Below are 15,159 nucleotides of genomic sequence, written 5' to 3' on the forward strand. Positions count from 1 at the left end.
ATCGAGGAGTTCAGGTCGAAAAGTCATAGTACGAGTGTCTCGGGTCTAGTAGTTCATTAGATCTCATTTCTGACCTTTGACACAATCTAATTTACAATCCCCTAATCCACGCTATTTGCACTGCAAAATTGTTTAATGAAATCTAACTTGATTTCGTTGCTATGCCGTATTAACTATTGCCCTGATGTATTTTAACTGACAAGTAGTACGGAATTGATTCTTCAGTTATAACTATGTCACTAGATAGATGCCAATATTCAGCATCTATCTTTATCTATTCTTGTCGTTACATCGAAATTGATTTCCAACAAACAGGCTCTCGAAATCCAGGAATCATCGCCTCATTAAGAATCACCTTCCAACAATCCTTCAGATTTCACCAACTTCTGCGAATGATTTCCTTCATCATTCTTTTAATATTGGTTACCTGTAGCTTTGCCTTGCTTCATCTATATGGAACAACCTGGTGAAGCCTGTTTTGAGAGTTGACTTCACAGAAAATTGGCACTGATCGACTGAGTTTCCGTAGAAACCGATCCCTACTTCTTCCTAACCCAATAACACACATTGAATGCCATTACAGTTTTGCCGCATCGTCTTGGGTTGGTGCAGGTAACAAGTAGATGGCTCCCGAAATCAGGGTTAGGGCAACCGCGAGCCAAAATGCGATCGCAGCAGATAGTTGCCATGTGTTTGACAGTGGCGCAATTAACAACGCGATCGCCCCAATCTGTGACACGGTTTTGAGTTTGCCCCAGATATTCGCGCCTGAGATTTTGGGCTGATTGACCCGCCAACCTGCGATCGCTAACTCCCGTCCCAGAATCAAAAACACCCCCCAGGCAGGCACCTGCCCCAATTCGATTAACACCAGTAAAGGAGCCAACACCAACAACTTGTCCACCAGTGGATCTAGAAATTTCCCTAAGTCCGTGACCTGATTTAAGCGACGTGCCAGATAGCCATCTAACCAATCGGTGCCCGCTGAAATCAGAAATATACTCAAAGCAATCCAGCGGCTCTGCTCAGTCGGTTGATAGAGCAAATAGAGGAGAATAGGCACTCCCAGCAAGCGTGAAACGGTGATCCAGGTCGGTAGATTCATAAGATAGGGCGAATGAAGGCAATCCTTTTATGATGAGGGGTAATACGAGTTGAGAAAACCCTATGCAGGTTGAATTAGAACAACCCAATCATCAGATTACCGAAGAGAAGGTATTGATTTTGCAAGGTGTGACGTGGGAGCAGTTCAAGGCGATCGCGGTTCAGTTGCAAGATCACCGAGAGGTCAAACTCTCCTATCTGAATGGAGTTTTAGAGATTATGTCACCGATCGGGGAGCAGCACGAAAAAATTAAAAGTACGCTTAGCTTGTTGTTAGAAGCGTATATGAGAGAGAAGAGTATCCGCTTTTACAAGCGTGGTGGTTTTACCCTGGAGGCAGAAGGATATGCCTCAGGAACCCCTGACGAGTCTTACAGTATTGGTCAATCAGGCGACGTTCCCGATATCGTGATTGAGGTGATTGTCACCAGCGGAACACTCAATCGCCGTAAGCTATACGAACCTATGCGAGTACCAGAGGTTTGGTTCTGGCGAACAGATCAATTAAAAGTATTTCAGTTGCAAAATGAAACCTATGAGGAGACTTCTCGGAGTCAGTTTTTTCCTGATTTAGACTTAAATTTGCTTCTGCACTATCTGGCGTATCCCGATCAGTACGATGCTGTGCAGGAATTTGAGCAAGTGATTCGGGGCGATCGCCAACCTTAAATTTAGGCTGCTAGAGAACGTAACGGACTGATAAGTTTCCTCAAGATTCCCTCCTACTGTCAACCCGGACACAATATTTTCTTGGAACACTAGAAATAGAAGAGTTTTGGGTAGTCACAACGCCATTTAAACCACCAGAAACTGACTCAGTAGCACTCATGTTTCAACTTAGAGGTGAAACGTTGCAAGACGTAACACTCTCAAGGCCTGAATCTGTATCCTATGTGGTGCTTTGCGTCAGTAAAACGGTGTTAGAACAGGAGGACTACCCCGGTTAAAGAGGAGGTTAAAGGATGGCGATCGCCACGATTAATCCGGCAACAGGGGACATTGTTCAAGAATTTGAGCCATTGACTGATGAAGCCATTACGCTCAAGCTAGACGCCGCACAACAAGCCTTTGAACACTATCGACTGATTCCCCTGCAACAGCGCAGCCAGTGGATGAGTGCTGCCGCCCAAATTTTGATTGACCGCAAAACAGAATTTGGCAAGCTGATGACGGTTGAAATGGGCAAACCGATTGCAGCGGCGATCGCCGAGGTTGAAAAATCAGCCTGGGTTTGTCGCTATTACGCCGAGAATGCCGCCGAGTTTCTGGCAGATGACGCGATCGAAACCGATGCCAGTCGCAGTTTTATTCGATATCAACCCTTAGGCATCGTACTGGCGGTGATGCCGTGGAATTTTCCCTTCTGGCAGGTGTTTCGTTTTGCCGCACCGGGCTTGATGGCAGGGAATGTGGGTGTGTTGAAACACGCCTCGAATGTGCCGCAGTGTGCCTTGGCGATCGAAGAGGTGTTTCGCCAAGCCGGATTTCCAGAAGGAGTCTTTCAAACGCTGCTCGTTGGGGCAGATAAGGTAGCGCAGATTGTAGCAGACGATCGCGTTAAAGCTGCTACGCTCACAGGCAGCGAACCCGCAGGCATCAGCCTCGCTACCCATGCCGGGAAACACTTGAAAAAGACCGTGTTGGAGTTGGGCGGCAGCGACCCCTTCATCGTGATGGACAGTGCTGATTTAGAAACCGCTGTCACAACCGCCGTCACCGCCCGCATGATCAACAATGGGCAATCGTGCATTGCCGCCAAACGGTTTATTGTACACGAGGCGATCGCCGACCAATTCACTCAAAAGCTGGTTGCCCGATACGCTGCCCTGAAGGTGGGCGACCCACTCGACCCCCAAACGGAGATTGGCCCCCTCGCCACTCCCGGCATCCTCAAAGACTTGCAACATCAAGTCACGATGGCGGTTGAGCAAGGTGCCAAAGTGCTGATTGGTGGTAACACGCAAGCGATCGCCCCAACCGTAGAAGGAAAATTGCAACAGGGCAACTTCTATCCACCCACGATTCTGGCGGAGATTTCCCCCGATGCGCCGATCGCGCAGGAAGAGTTCTTTGGTCCTGTGGCGATGCTGTTTCGTGTCCCTGATCTGGACGCCGCGATCGCCCTGGCAAACAATGTTCCCTTTGGTTTGGGCGCGAGTGCCTGGACAACCGTTCCCGAAGAAGGCGATCGCCTCATGGCTGACCTGGAGGCAGGTTCCGTCTTTATCAACGGCATGGTGAAATCTGATCCCCGCTTGCCCTTTGGTGGCATCAAGCGATCGGGCTACGGCAGAGAGTTGGGCAGACCAGGCATCTACGAGTTCGTCAACATCAAAACGATTTGGGTGAAGTAATCACCGTGCTGCTGGCATGGGCTGAGGGATAACCTACGGAAACCCTTCAAAACCCATCATCAGCGCAGGAGATTGATCTGGCAACTTTAAATCTTAAAGAGAGGTTAAACCATATGACTGACATGAACACGGCTGAACTTTTGGTTCAATGCCTGGAAAATGAAGGAGTTGAGTATGTTTTTGGATTGCCCGGAGAAGAAAATCTCCACGTTCTACAAGCGTTGCGGCAATCCTCCATTCAATTCATCACAACCCGTCATGAACAAGGGGCAGCCTTCATGGCAGATGTGTACGGACGGTTGACAGGCAAGGCAGGTGTTTGCCTCTCAACCTTAGGACCAGGAGCCACCAACTTAATGACGGGGGTTGCCGATGCTAACCTCGATTGCGCTCCACTGGTTGCCATCACTGGGCAGGTTGGCACCGATCGCATGCATATCGAGTCCCACCAATATCTAGATTTGGTGGCGATGTTTGCGCCTGTGACCAAGTGGAATACGCAGATTGTTCGCCCCAGCAATACCTCTGAAATTGTCCGCAAAGCCTTCAAACTGGCTCAGAGCGAGAAACCCGGCGCGGTTCACATCGATCTGCCTGAAAACATTGCTGCCATGCCAGTAGTGGGTAAGCCACTGAGAACTGATTCCCGCGAACGAGTCTATGCCTCATTCCAAAGTATCGAGCGAGCAGCGATCGCTATTTCTAATGCTAAAAACCCTCTGATTTTGGTGGGAAATGGTGCCATTCGAGCGCGTGCCAGCGACGCTTTAACCGAGTTTGCGACTCGACTCAACATCCCCGTTGCCAATACCTTCATGGGCAAAGGCGTAATTCCCTATACCCATCCCCTGGCATTGTGGGCAGTGGGCTTGCAACAACGTGACCACATCAGCTGTGGATTTGACAATACGGATTTGGTGATTTGCGTCGGCTATGACCTGATTGAATATTCGCCCAAACGTTGGAACCCAGATGGCACCACTTCAATCATTCACATTGATGCCACACCCGCTGAGGTAGACAGCAGCTACATTCCCCTGGCAGAAGTGGTGGGGGACATCTCAGACTCCCTCGAAGAAATCTTGAAACGTGCCGATCGCACCGGAAAACCGAATCCCTATGCAGTAGAACTGCGAGCCGAAATTCGCGCCGACTATGAGGAATATGCCACCGATGATGGTTTCCCCATCAAGCCCCAAAAGCTGATCTATGACCTGCGGCAAGTCATGGGACCGGAAGACATCGTGATTTCTGATGTGGGTGCTCACAAAATGTGGATGGCACGGCACTATCACTGCGATCGCCCCAACACCTGCATCATCTCCAACGGGTTCGCTGCTATGGGGATCGCTATTCCGGGGGCGATCGCTGCCAAGTTAGTTGCTCCTCAGCGCAAAGTCGTTGCGGTGACGGGAGATGGCGGCTTTATGATGAATTCACAAGAGCTAGAAACGGCCCTGCGAATCGGCACACCGTTTGTCACGATCATCTTTAACGATGGTGGCTACGGGTTGATTGAATGGAAACAGATCAACCACTTCGGTGAATCTGCTTTCATTCGCTTTAGCAATCCCGACTTTGTCAAATTTGCTGAGAGCATGGGGCTGAAGGGTTACCGCGTTGAATCTGCCACCGATTTGATTCCCACCCTCAAAGCCGCACTGGCTCAAGATGTTCCCGCTGTGATCGATTGTCCCGTCGATTATCGCGAGAACCTCCGCTTTAGCAAACGGGCAGGCGATCTGAGTTGCGCCATCTGAAGGTAAGGGAGTAGAGGGGTAAGGGAGTAGGGTGTGGGGTGTGGGGTGTAGGGCGTGAATTACTCTATCACCCCATCACTCATCTACCAGTTGTCCCTTTCATCCTTTATCCTTCTTTTTTCCCTCTTCCCTCTACTCCTCTACCCCCTCACCCCTTCACTCCTTCATCCTTCTTTTTGTTCTGTTACCAGGGTCAAACTGCTCCAGGCTCCTTTCGCGTCATAACTGCGGATCATTCGCTGTCGTCGGCGATCGCTCATCATCCAGCCTGCCTCTAACAAAAAGGGCCTGCCTCTAGGAATGCTGAGAGGCGTATTCGCAGATGCTCCATCGGGCAGGAGCACCACCTGACTGGGATAAATACCCTGGTCAAACAACAGCCTTGAATCACTAATTCTCGCTGATGACGATAGCTGAAAATGCGGCGTTGTGAGTTGTTGATGCAGGTAATCTCCCTCCTGTGAAATGGCGAGGGTGGTCAGAAAGCGATCGGGTGGACGCCAATCGGGATGCAGGGTGACGGCTTCGCCTTGCCAGGTGCCGACTAATTGCTGCACAGTTAGGGGAGGACGTTCAGCAGTCGAACTGCCCTGGAGTTGTTCCCGAATGAGTGTCAAACTTGACAGTTCTCCACTGTCAAACAACTCCACCAATCGCATCCGACGGTCTTTCCAAATAAAGCCTAGCTCTGCTCCAAACTCTGCAACAGGGCTAAATTGCAGCGACCCTTGCGAAAACGCTCCATCCTCAAATACCAATACACCACGACCCAAACTGCTGTACTCTAAAACTTTTTCTTGAGTCAGTTCTTGAGTAATAGGTGAATAATATTGCAACGTTTGACGCACAGTTTGGTTGTTATCTATTCCAGCAAGCGTCACGATGGTTGGAATATTCTCAATTACCTGCCCTTGTGGCGACAGGCGAGTAAACGAACCTTCCCATGCCCCTAAATTGCGAAGCAAGTTATCCCATTGTGAAGTACCACTATTCGTCATGCTTGTTCTACCAATTTGAATTGAAACTATAGCTTTGGTCAGAAAGCTTAAGGCAAAGGCAATGGCTCAAACCCTTCTGCTGGGAAAGCTTCCTGACTCGCCTCTGCCCCATTGAATATGGCTCCGGCTATACGACAAATGCTTGTATGGATTTAGCCATGCCAAACCCCTTTCTAACCTGATTTACCTACAAAACTCTTTAAATCGGTATTATTTGAATCTATGTCTATTATTGTCTTCACCGGGACAACTTCAAGCTAAAACAGAGGGATGGTTTTGAGGAGATAGCTCAATCGATGCGTAGTGTGTTTCAAAGTCGCGTATTTCGCAAATGTTTGTGTGCCACCTGGATAACGGGTGCTTTGATGTTAGGAAGTAGCCCGATCGCCCCCCATAATGCGATCGCCCTTCCATCCAACAACACTGCCACAGAAACTCACCTCAAACAAGCTCAGGTTGGCCCTCGACTACCCGGTTCAGTTTCTAGTCGAGTCCGCCGCGCCTTATCTCGATTTCTCAATGTTCGCCGTCGCGATATCAGCATTGTCAGTTATACCCAACAGGTGTGGGCAGACAGTTGTTTAGGTTTAGGCACCCCTCTAGATCAGTGTCGTCAGGAGACGATTCAGGGATGGCGGGTTGTCGTCACCAATGGTCAACGCAACTGGACTTATCGCAGCGATCGCAGTGGTCGTCGATTGCGCCTAGAGGAACAGGGTAACAATATGACGAATGTTAACCTGCCCGATGAGGTATTTAGTGCCGTTGTTCAAGATGCTCAGCGGCGATCGCGACTCTCCGTATCTACCATTCGCCTGCTGTGGGCACAAGAGCGTAACTGGTCAGATAGCTGTTTGGGCTTATCGAACCCGGAGGTGATCTGTACCGCCGTACTCACCCCCGGATGGCTGATTGGCGTTGAGGTTGAGCAACAAGTTTGGATCTATCGCACTGACTTTGCGGGTACTGTAGTCCGTCCGGAAGCTCAAACCACTGACGTAGGTCTACCCGGCATTGTCTCCCAACTCGTGATGCAGGACGTGCGAACTCGCACCACTGATAGCGTTCGCATCATTCAGTATGAACCCAGGGAATGGTCAGATGGGTGTTTGGGGTTACCCGAAGCTGGAGAATTTTGCACCCAGGCGATCGTACCAGGGTGGCGTGTCGTGATTGAGAGCGAGACAGGACAACGCTGGGCATACCGCACAGATAGCAACGGTGGCACGCTTCGGCTAGAGCGACCACGTCAACCGACTCCAATTCCACAAATTCCGCGCTAACACCGTTTCTCTTAAGGTGGGCTACATCGTTACCTCTGTGTCAGAGCGTTGTGCGAAACGTCTCTACCAGATCCGCCTTGCCTTCAGACCTTAACCTTTTGCCAACCTTAAAATTACCGATTCTCAATCTAAAAATTACCTTCCCTTTAGCTCAACGCTTTACGGTTAAAAGCAGAACTTATCTGGGTTGTCTGTATGCCTCACTCCTTCGCTCTAGACGCCGCTTCTCAACCCGACTTGCGTCAACTCTTAGAAGAGCTTTATCAGGGCAGAAGTTTGTACCCATTTTCGAGTGGTCAACCGATTGAGATGTTGCCCCATGAAATTTGGGTTGTCTGCCGGGGAGTGGTGCAACTGGGAACCCTCTACGACACAGGCGACGAGGCTTTGCTCGGACTTGCCTGCCCTTCAATGCCGTTTGGGTTACCGTTGACCCTCATCCGTCCCTATCAAGCGATCGCCTTATCCGACGTAGACCTGATGCGACTCAGTATGGCTGAGGTTGAGCAATCCCCCATGTTGGCGCAGGGTATCTTCCGCCACTTGACTCGCCGCCTCCGCCAAACCGAGGCGATCTTGGCGATGGTGGGCTACCGCCGAGTCGAGGAACGGCTCCGGCATTTACTGCTGTTATTGCAAGAAGAAGTCGGGCATCCCGTACCCGATGGAACCCGATTAGGAGTTCGCCTGACTCATCAGCAATTAGCCAATGCAATTGGCACGACTCGCGTCACCGTAACCCGCCTGATCAACCAACTGCGTGAAGAGGGATGGCTACAAATTGACCGCAATCGGTACATTATCATCCCTGCTCACAGCAAGATGGCAATCTAACAGGTAGCTGACTCCCGTTGACTCCTCCAGCTTAAGGCTGACGAGCGATCGCCCCAGTGCTAGGTTGAGCGTCCTTGGGTTCGTCGGAGGGGATTCCCGGTTCTAGAACAACCGCTTCATAGGGCACTACCCCAGCTTGTTCACTCCCCAGACACCGAGCCGCGAGACGAGACAAATCAAGCGATCGCTCTCCCACATAGGGACCCCGGTCATTGACGCGAACGATCACGGTGTTGCCATTCCTTAAGTTTGTCACCTTTAGATAGGTATCAAAGGGTAAAGACGGGTGGGCAGCGGTAAACTCGTGCTGGTTAAAGGTTTCACCTGCTGCGGTTAGACGGCCGTGAAAGTAGGGACCATACCAGGAAGCTGTGCCGCTGAGAGTCTGCCCGGTTTGTACCAATCCATATATGTGAGTCTGCGCCTCAGTCAAGCTCAATGTAGGTGCATCTAAAGCCGTCCGCAAATTGTTAATCCAGTCAATCGCAATCAAGTCACCATTGCGGTGCAGCGATCGCTCCAGGTCAGAGTCAATCGTAAAGAGTACTTCACTCCCTGCTTTGCCCAAAAAAGCATCATTGGCGATCGCTGGTTTCAAACTAGTCGGTTCAAACTCCGGTTGACGCAACACCCGTTTTAACCGTTGCGCGATGGCATTTGCCTGTGTTTGGGAGGGCAACTCTGCTACCACTTGTCCCTGCACCCGGACCTGAAAAAAGGTTTCAGCTGGACTAAATCCTTTTGCGTGCGCTGGCAAACATTGCTGAATGCTGCTGTCTAGCGTTTCCAGGGGTTTTCCGGAGGGGCGCGTCGTGACAACCACAGCGGGCACAAGGGGCATCGCTTGACCAACCTTGTGTGACCAACGCGACAGATTCGCTACCAAACGGGTCATTTGTCCAGAGGCTTCTCCCGATGAATTTGTGAATGGAAAGACACCCAACATCGGGGTAAAACGAGTTGTGTTCCCGGTATGACTGGTAAAAGGGCGAGTCCAATCCAATCGAAGTGTCGCTCCTTCTGAAAAGGGTAACCAGGAAAAGGGTTGCAGGAATGACTGAATGAGTGGAATCTGGGTGCGGCTACTGCGATTGAGAGGCAATGAGGACAGCGTTGACGCTAGGGACAGATCGGGCGCAACACCAGAGGCAACGGCGGTTGGTGAATTCGTAGATGCTTGAACGGGTTGTACTTTGCTCGAAAAAAATCTGACGATGGATTCAGACGTTTTCAGGATGTTATGGGATGAAAAAAAACTGCTGACGTAGGAAGCAAGCCAGATCAGTCCAATAAAGTTCATAAAGTGACAGATTTTGTTGTAGATGCGTTAAAAAAATTTCAACAGTATCCCATCATACAGATTTTAAAATCGGTTGTATCCTCTCTAAGAATGATTATTTATTTGAAAGAGGTTATCTTTTTGCGGTGTAACCCTTACGGTAATTGGACGCGACTGTAGAATAAAATCGCAAACGTACGCAAAAATTAACCTGATCGATGGAGGCAACGATCGGGTTTTACGTACCTTTGCGATCGGCATTTCGCGATCGCAAAGGTACGATATGAAATTGAAGGGGCAATCGATCCTGTAACCCTGGGCGTCTAAACCATCCCTGAACTCGGCAAGTTCCAACCATTTAAGTCCCAGGGATATGCCCTGAAATCAGTCTGCAAACAACTCTCCAGTGTTTGCTTTAGCATTAGGAGACTGACTATGATGAGTGCGATAGATCGTGACAATTTGCGGAAGTGCTATGCTGCTGGGCAACGAAATTTTGTAGCCGTTAATTTAACAGGCATTTCGTTGGAACGGGTTGACTTAACCGCCGCAGATCTGACCAGAGCAATCCTCAATTCTGTAGACTTAACCCGTGCCGTTTTGATACAGACCAATCTCAGGAATGCATCTTTATACTCGGCTAACTTGAGTTACGCCAAGCTGAACCGCGCTAACTTAAGTGGCGCGGATCTGACTAAAGCTAACCTCAAAGGCGCAACATTAGTCGGTGCAGATCTGCGAGAAGCACGGTTAAGCGGTGCTATTTTGACTGGAGTCAACATGCGATCGGCAAATTTAGCCGGAGTTAACCTGTGTGGGGCTGATTTGCGAGGCATTAACTTGCGATCGGCAGATCTGACCGGGGCTAACCTCAACTGGGCAAATCTCAGTGGAGCCAGATTAAGCGGTGCTCAACTGGATGGAGCTTCGCTGATTGGGGTCAAACTCAGTGACGCATTCCTGAATGGCGTTGACTTGCAAGGAGTTGACCTGGATGGCGTGAATTTGAGTGGTGCCAGGCTCAGTGGCGCAAACCTCACATCTGCCAATCTCACCGCCGCTAACTTGAGTCACACCCAACTGCGAGTGGCGTATTTGATGCGATCGAACTTGCACGCAGCAGATTTGAGTGCAGCAGATTTGAGGCGATCGGATCTCAGTGCTGCAAATCTCAGTCAAGCCAACCTGGGTCAAGCCGATTTCAGTGAGGCAGACCTGACTGGAGCCGCACTCAATTCAGCTAACCTGTTCAAGGCAAACTTCAACCGGGCTTGCTTGAGAGAAGCTTATTTGTGGGGGGCGAAGTTGATCGGAACTAACTTACAGCAGGCAAACTTAACCAAAGCCAGTTTGCGGGGTGGTGCACTGGACGAAGCGAAACAACAAGCTGTTGTTTTTACCGGAGCCATTATGCCCGATGGCAAAGTGCATTCCTGACAGGAAATTAATAGAAGCGATCGCCCAGTTTCTAGTGTTTTTTAGCTTCAGAAATAGCCATCAATTCGCTACTAGAACTGTGTCATTTGCCTGTTTGATTAAATTTGATAAAACGCTGTCTCTTCGGCGAAAAAAGTCATCCAACCGTTCAAAGTAATCATCGGAAACTGCATTTTGTACCGAAGGTCTTTGGAGAAGTGCTTCGCGCCAAGCGTTGACTTTAGGCGTGTGGGTAAAAAAGCCAAAATTCTGATACTGCTCAAAGGCTACAAAGTAGCGAAACACTGGAGCATAAACGGCATCAATCAGGGAAAACTTCTCTCCTACAAAGTAAGGCTCAGCATTTAACTGCGTTTCTAATATCTCAAAACTGGCAATCAAATCCTGACGTTTTGCTGCAAAACTATCTTCATCTTTTGCAGCATAAAATCCTGCAATTTTAGATAGAATATTGGAGCCAAATTCAATCCACGATCGATGTTTTGCTTTTAGCAGTGGATCAGCAGGATGCAATGATCCGGGTGTTATTTCATCCAGATATTCGCAAATCACAGCCGATTCAAACAACACTTCGTTATCGACTAATAAAAGCGGTACTTTACCCAACGGAGAAATCTTTAGGAACCAATCGGGTTTGTTTGATAGGTCAATGTATTCTCGTTCGTGAGGAATTTGTTTCTCTGTCAAGGTGATAATTGAACGCTGCACATAGGGACAGAGGTGAAAACTGATCAGTTTCAGCATGGGCAATTTAGTAGCCATGGTTCACGCTCCGTAATAAAAACGCTCATGAACCACTTTGCCATCCTTCCATTGCTGCACTGAAACCTGGTAATAGGTGCGTTTGCCCCATTCAGCGTGGGTGTAATCTAAAAACCACTCTGAGATGATGACATTCTCACCAAAGGCGACATTTTTCAGTTCTGCCGCCCGAAACTCAACCAGATTCGCGAAAAAGGCTTCTTCTCGTGCCCGATTTGCCACTTTTCCCACGGTTGCAGGAGCCTCATTTTCTTGCATCACGACATCATCACCATAATATTTCTCGAAAATCTGCATCACCTGCCCCTGCGCGATGAGTTGCTGGATGTCAGCAAATATCGCTTTTAGCTCAGTGGTAGGTTGTAGTTCCGTCGTCATTGCTCATTCCTCCATTTGTTGCGACTAAGATAATTGCATATAAACTAATTGCAATTGCAACTAAAATTAAATTAACAGCATTTAGTTGAAAGTGCAACTACTTTCTCCGATACTGATGAATACAGAGTCCAAGCCTGACTGGTACCGTCTCTCAAAACCTGGGCTACACATTCATACATCTGTAAGGGTGATTCACGAACCGCCCCTAATCCTTCTGTCGTTCTACTTTTGGAGATTGGTGCTAGATCCTTTACGTAACTCAACCTGGCGATTGTTTTTGACCGCTCACACTCGCCTGATCGCTCGCATTGAGCAAAACCTGACCGCAGCAAAGCTGCCACCTCTGGAGTGGTATGACGTGCTGTTTGCCCTGAAAGAAGCCGAGGGTTATCGTTTGCGACTGAGTGAACTAGCCGAGCGCGTCTTATTGAGCCGCAGCAATCTGACCCGACTGGTCGATCGCCTGGAAAAAGCCGAGCTATTGCGCCGAGAACCCTGCCCCAGCGATCGCCGAGGAACTTTTGCGATCCTCACCGAAACCGGATTAACGATGCAGCAACAGATGTGGGTCGTTTACAGCGAAGGCATTGCTGACTATTTCGCCTCTCACCTTAACGACGACGAGGTAAAAACGTTGCAGGTTATCTTTCAGCGATTGTTAGGTGTGGCAGATTAGGGGTTGGGTGTAGGGTGTAGGGTGTGGGGTGTAGAGTGCAGAGGGGTGTGGAGGAGTAGGGGAGTGAGGGAGTAAAGCTCCTTTTTATCCTTTATCCTTCAGCCTTTATCCTTTATTGCTCTTCTTTCTGCTTTTTTCTCTCTTCTTTCTTCTCTCTTCCCCTCACCGTCTCAACTCAAAACTCTGCACTAAGGTTGTCTCCAAGGTGCCTTCAAATGCAGGACGCATGGCTGTTAGCAACACCACAATGCTGTCTTCATCGGGAGAGGCGTAGACTTCTCGGATGGAATAACGCAAGATGCCGTTGAGGAAGCGACTGAGGGAGCCGAGCGATCGCCGTTGTCCGGCATACTGCGCCTCTAGGCGAAAGGCAGCCCGACTGGGTTCAGCCCGTTGTTGCAACACCAACCGCACTGAACGGCGATCGCCCAGGTTGACATTCACGGTTTCTGTGCCATCTGCCGTACGAGAACGAGAGGCGATCGTCAGGGGAATCCCAGCAACCGGGGGAGTTAGCCCCAACTCTTGCCGCAATGTCCAGGTCTGTTGCAGCAAATCCGTTTCCGCATCGCGGACGCTTAGATTGGAGTCAGACTCACCATAGCGAGTCTCCAGACATCCCCCGGCAACGCAGGTGCTATCGGCGATGTCGATCACCTGCAACACGGCTTTGGGGATGCCGGAACCCAAATTGCGTGAGGTTTCCAGGTAGACATAGTACTGGCTGTCACTGGAGAACCCTGCCATACGGCGAGTCGATCTAATGGTGGTTGCTAGCCCTGGAGTGGCAAGAACAATCAGGGCGATCGCCACCGATAACGCTAACCAACGGCGGTATTGCATAACGCCTATTTTTTACCGAATCCTCTGCCCCGGTTCGTGCTAGGAACGCAAACACACGCCTGGAGTTGTTCCTTAATGGCATCATGATCCAGGTTTTGCCCAATCAGCACCAGTTGGTTTTTGGGTGCACTCTTCCACTCACTGTCGTCTAGAGTGAAGCGTCTGCCGCTGAGGTGGAAAATGTGGCGACGGGGGGAGCCATCATCGTTGCGGCTCTCGTCAAACCAGAGAATTCCCTTCGCCCGGAACACATTCGCTGGCAATTGGTTGTCGAGGAAGTATTGGAACTTACGAATGGCAAAGGGGCGATCGCTCTGGAAGGACACCGATGTAAATCCATCAATCTCTAAATGGTTGGAATGATGGTGGTCATGATCGTGGTCATGAGTGCAGTGGCCATGATCGTGATCGCAGGCAGAGTGGTCATGGTGATCGTGGTCATGGTGATGCTCATGGTCGTGATCGTGGTGGCTGTGAGCATGATGATCGTGGTCATGACCGTGATGGTCATGATCGTGATGGTCGTGATCATGCCCCTTCGCACCTTCATCAAAGTAGTTGCTGGCATCAAACAAGCCCACGCTCAAGATCAGCGGCAGTGGCACCTGAGATTTAGTCGTACGGAGAATCCGAGCCTCATCAGTTGTCGTTCCACGCACTTGCTTAATCGTGTCGCGTACCTTGACTTCGAGCAGATCCAAATCGGCTTCATCCACCAGGTCGGCTTTGTTCAGCAGAATGATGTCGCCGTAAACAATCTGGTTCAAGGCTGCCTGGCTATTAAACAAATCAAGGCTGTAGTTGGCAGAGTCAACCACCGTCACGATCGAATCTAACCGGGTTAAATCCCGCAATTCAGTTCCCAAAAAGGTTAATGCCACCGGAAGGGGATCAGCTAAACCTGTGGTTTCAACCACCAGGTAGTCAATCTTGTCTTGCCGTTCTAAAACTTTGTAGACCGCTTCCAGCAAGTCGTTATTGATGGTGCAACAGATACAGCCGTTACTGAGTTCCACCATGTTGTTGTCATCTCCCGTATCGACAATCAATTCGTTGTCAATACCAATCTCGCCAAACTCATTCACCAGAACGGCGGTCTTCAGACCCTCCTGATTGGTCAGGATGTGGTTCAGCAGGGTCGTTTTGCCACTGCCAAGAAATCCTGTAATGATGGTGACTGGCAGACCTCGCTTGAGGTCATTCATCGTTTCAGATTGAGCGGGAGTGACGGCTGACGGCATAGTGCAATAAATAAAATGTCAGAGAGTGTAAGGTTACATTTCAAAAGCAATGAGTTTCAGGAACCTTGCCAACATTTCAGCCAAGGAGTCCAGAATAATTGCCATAGTAGATGAAGCTACTCCATTATTGCGTATCTATTTAAGGTTAGGCTGGGGAATAGTTTTCGACTCCCTATCTTTCCGATTCACTTTATTCATTAGCGATCGCCT

At 49.5% G+C, this 15,159-nt stretch carries 14 protein-coding genes; 7 read left to right on the plus strand and 7 right to left on the minus strand.

Translation table 11 applies throughout. From position 1 onward, the window contains the following. Positions 1-577 precede the first annotated feature (577 nt). The gene (pgsA, locus tag H6G89_RS31995; protein ID WP_190514064.1) at positions 578-1,105 is read right to left on the minus strand and encodes a CDP-diacylglycerol--glycerol-3-phosphate 3-phosphatidyltransferase; all 528 of its coding nucleotides are present in this window, start codon (positions 1,103-1,105) and stop codon (positions 578-580) included. A 62-nt stretch (positions 1,106-1,167) separates the two neighbouring features. On the opposite strand from pgsA, the gene H6G89_RS32000 reads away from it, so the two are divergent. The 3 genes from H6G89_RS32000 to H6G89_RS32010 all read left to right on the plus strand — a co-directional run bounded on the left by H6G89_RS32000 (position 1,168) and on the right by H6G89_RS32010 (position 5,218). Further along, positions 1,168-1,773, plus strand: coding sequence for a Uma2 family endonuclease (locus H6G89_RS32000; protein ID WP_190514065.1), 606 nt, complete (start codon positions 1,168-1,170; stop codon positions 1,771-1,773). 293 nt (positions 1,774-2,066) lie between these two features. After that, positions 2,067-3,458, plus strand: a complete 1,392-nt coding sequence (locus tag H6G89_RS32005) for an NAD-dependent succinate-semialdehyde dehydrogenase (RefSeq protein WP_190514066.1) — start codon at positions 2,067-2,069, stop codon at positions 3,456-3,458. 122 nt (positions 3,459-3,580) lie between these two features. Further along, positions 3,581-5,218: an acetolactate synthase large subunit gene (locus H6G89_RS32010; RefSeq protein ID WP_206758119.1), complete on the plus strand. Its 1,638-nt coding sequence runs from the start codon at positions 3,581-3,583 to the stop codon at positions 5,216-5,218. Positions 5,219-5,382: 164 nt separating this feature from the next. On the opposite strand, the gene H6G89_RS32015 is transcribed toward H6G89_RS32010, so the two are convergent. After that, positions 5,383-6,216, minus strand: coding sequence for a DUF3598 family protein (locus tag H6G89_RS32015; RefSeq protein WP_190514068.1), 834 nt, complete (start codon positions 6,214-6,216; stop codon positions 5,383-5,385). A gap of 296 nt (positions 6,217-6,512) precedes the next feature. On the opposite strand from H6G89_RS32015, the gene H6G89_RS32020 reads away from it, so the two are divergent. Both H6G89_RS32020 and H6G89_RS32025 read left to right on the plus strand, forming a co-directional pair. After that, positions 6,513-7,499: a hypothetical protein gene (locus tag H6G89_RS32020; protein ID WP_190514069.1), complete on the plus strand. Its 987-nt coding sequence runs from the start codon at positions 6,513-6,515 to the stop codon at positions 7,497-7,499. A gap of 195 nt (positions 7,500-7,694) precedes the next feature. Beyond that, complete coding sequence (locus H6G89_RS32025) at positions 7,695-8,333, plus strand: Crp/Fnr family transcriptional regulator (protein ID WP_190514070.1); 639 nt, start codon at positions 7,695-7,697, stop codon at positions 8,331-8,333. A gap of 31 nt (positions 8,334-8,364) precedes the next feature. Here the strand turns inward: H6G89_RS32025 and H6G89_RS32030 are convergent, their stop codons facing one another. Beyond that, the gene (locus H6G89_RS32030) at positions 8,365-9,633 is read right to left on the minus strand and encodes a septal ring lytic transglycosylase RlpA family protein (protein ID WP_190514071.1); all 1,269 of its coding nucleotides are present in this window, start codon (positions 9,631-9,633) and stop codon (positions 8,365-8,367) included. A 414-nt stretch (positions 9,634-10,047) separates the two neighbouring features. Here H6G89_RS32030 and H6G89_RS32035 point away from each other — a divergent pair, with 414 nt between their 5' ends. After that, complete coding sequence (locus tag H6G89_RS32035; protein WP_242060219.1) at positions 10,048-11,049, plus strand: pentapeptide repeat-containing protein; 1,002 nt, start codon at positions 10,048-10,050, stop codon at positions 11,047-11,049. A 60-nt stretch (positions 11,050-11,109) separates the two neighbouring features. Here H6G89_RS32035 and H6G89_RS32040 read toward each other — a convergent pair whose 3' ends face one another. Next, positions 11,110-11,811 (minus strand): glutathione S-transferase family protein, encoded by a 702-nt coding sequence (locus tag H6G89_RS32040; protein ID WP_190514072.1) that lies wholly within the window; start codon positions 11,809-11,811, stop codon positions 11,110-11,112. 3 nt (positions 11,812-11,814) lie between these two features. Beyond that, a complete protein-coding gene (locus H6G89_RS32045) occupies positions 11,815-12,189 on the minus strand; it encodes a nuclear transport factor 2 family protein (RefSeq protein WP_190514073.1) in 375 nt (124 codons plus the stop codon). Positions 12,190-12,427: 238 nt separating this feature from the next. Here H6G89_RS32045 and H6G89_RS32050 point away from each other — a divergent pair, with 238 nt between their 5' ends. Next, complete coding sequence (locus tag H6G89_RS32050; RefSeq protein WP_199337055.1) at positions 12,428-12,865, plus strand: MarR family winged helix-turn-helix transcriptional regulator; 438 nt, start codon at positions 12,428-12,430, stop codon at positions 12,863-12,865. 162 nt (positions 12,866-13,027) lie between these two features. Here H6G89_RS32050 and H6G89_RS32055 read toward each other — a convergent pair whose 3' ends face one another. Both H6G89_RS32055 and H6G89_RS32060 read right to left on the minus strand, forming a co-directional pair. After that, entirely contained in the window at positions 13,028-13,708 is a 681-nt protein-coding gene (locus tag H6G89_RS32055) for a DUF2259 domain-containing protein (protein ID WP_190514075.1), read from the minus strand. A 5-nt stretch (positions 13,709-13,713) separates the two neighbouring features. Beyond that, positions 13,714-14,949 carry a CobW family GTP-binding protein gene (locus tag H6G89_RS32060; protein WP_199337056.1) on the minus strand — a complete coding sequence of 412 codons (1,236 nt, stop codon included), beginning with the start codon at positions 14,947-14,949 and terminating at the stop codon, positions 13,714-13,716. Positions 14,950-15,159 lie beyond the last annotated feature (210 nt).

Origin of the sequence: Oscillatoria sp. FACHB-1407 (assembly GCF_014697545.1) — a bacterium.
GTDB lineage: Bacteria > Cyanobacteriota > Cyanobacteriia > Elainellales > Elainellaceae > FACHB-1407.

Coding starts and splice junctions, on each gene's coding strand:
- pgsA (WP_190514064.1), bottom strand. CDS start 1,105: ATGAATCTACCGACCTGGATCACCGTTTCACGCTTGCTGGGAGTGCCT.
- H6G89_RS32000 (WP_190514065.1), top strand. CDS start 1,168: ATGCAGGTTGAATTAGAACAACCCAATCATCAGATTACCGAAGAGAAG.
- H6G89_RS32005 (WP_190514066.1), top strand. CDS start 2,067: ATGGCGATCGCCACGATTAATCCGGCAACAGGGGACATTGTTCAAGAA.
- H6G89_RS32010 (WP_206758119.1), top strand. CDS start 3,581: ATGAACACGGCTGAACTTTTGGTTCAATGCCTGGAAAATGAAGGAGTT.
- H6G89_RS32015 (WP_190514068.1), bottom strand. CDS start 6,216: ATGACGAATAGTGGTACTTCACAATGGGATAACTTGCTTCGCAATTTA.
- H6G89_RS32020 (WP_190514069.1), top strand. CDS start 6,513: ATGCGTAGTGTGTTTCAAAGTCGCGTATTTCGCAAATGTTTGTGTGCC.
- H6G89_RS32025 (WP_190514070.1), top strand. CDS start 7,695: ATGCCTCACTCCTTCGCTCTAGACGCCGCTTCTCAACCCGACTTGCGT.
- H6G89_RS32030 (WP_190514071.1), bottom strand. CDS start 9,633: ATGAACTTTATTGGACTGATCTGGCTTGCTTCCTACGTCAGCAGTTTT.
- H6G89_RS32035 (WP_242060219.1), top strand. CDS start 10,048: ATGATGAGTGCGATAGATCGTGACAATTTGCGGAAGTGCTATGCTGCT.
- H6G89_RS32040 (WP_190514072.1), bottom strand. CDS start 11,811: ATGGCTACTAAATTGCCCATGCTGAAACTGATCAGTTTTCACCTCTGT.
- H6G89_RS32045 (WP_190514073.1), bottom strand. CDS start 12,189: ATGACGACGGAACTACAACCTACCACTGAGCTAAAAGCGATATTTGCT.
- H6G89_RS32055 (WP_190514075.1), bottom strand. CDS start 13,708: ATGCAATACCGCCGTTGGTTAGCGTTATCGGTGGCGATCGCCCTGATT.
- H6G89_RS32060 (WP_199337056.1), bottom strand. CDS start 14,949: ATGCCGTCAGCCGTCACTCCCGCTCAATCTGAAACGATGAATGACCTC.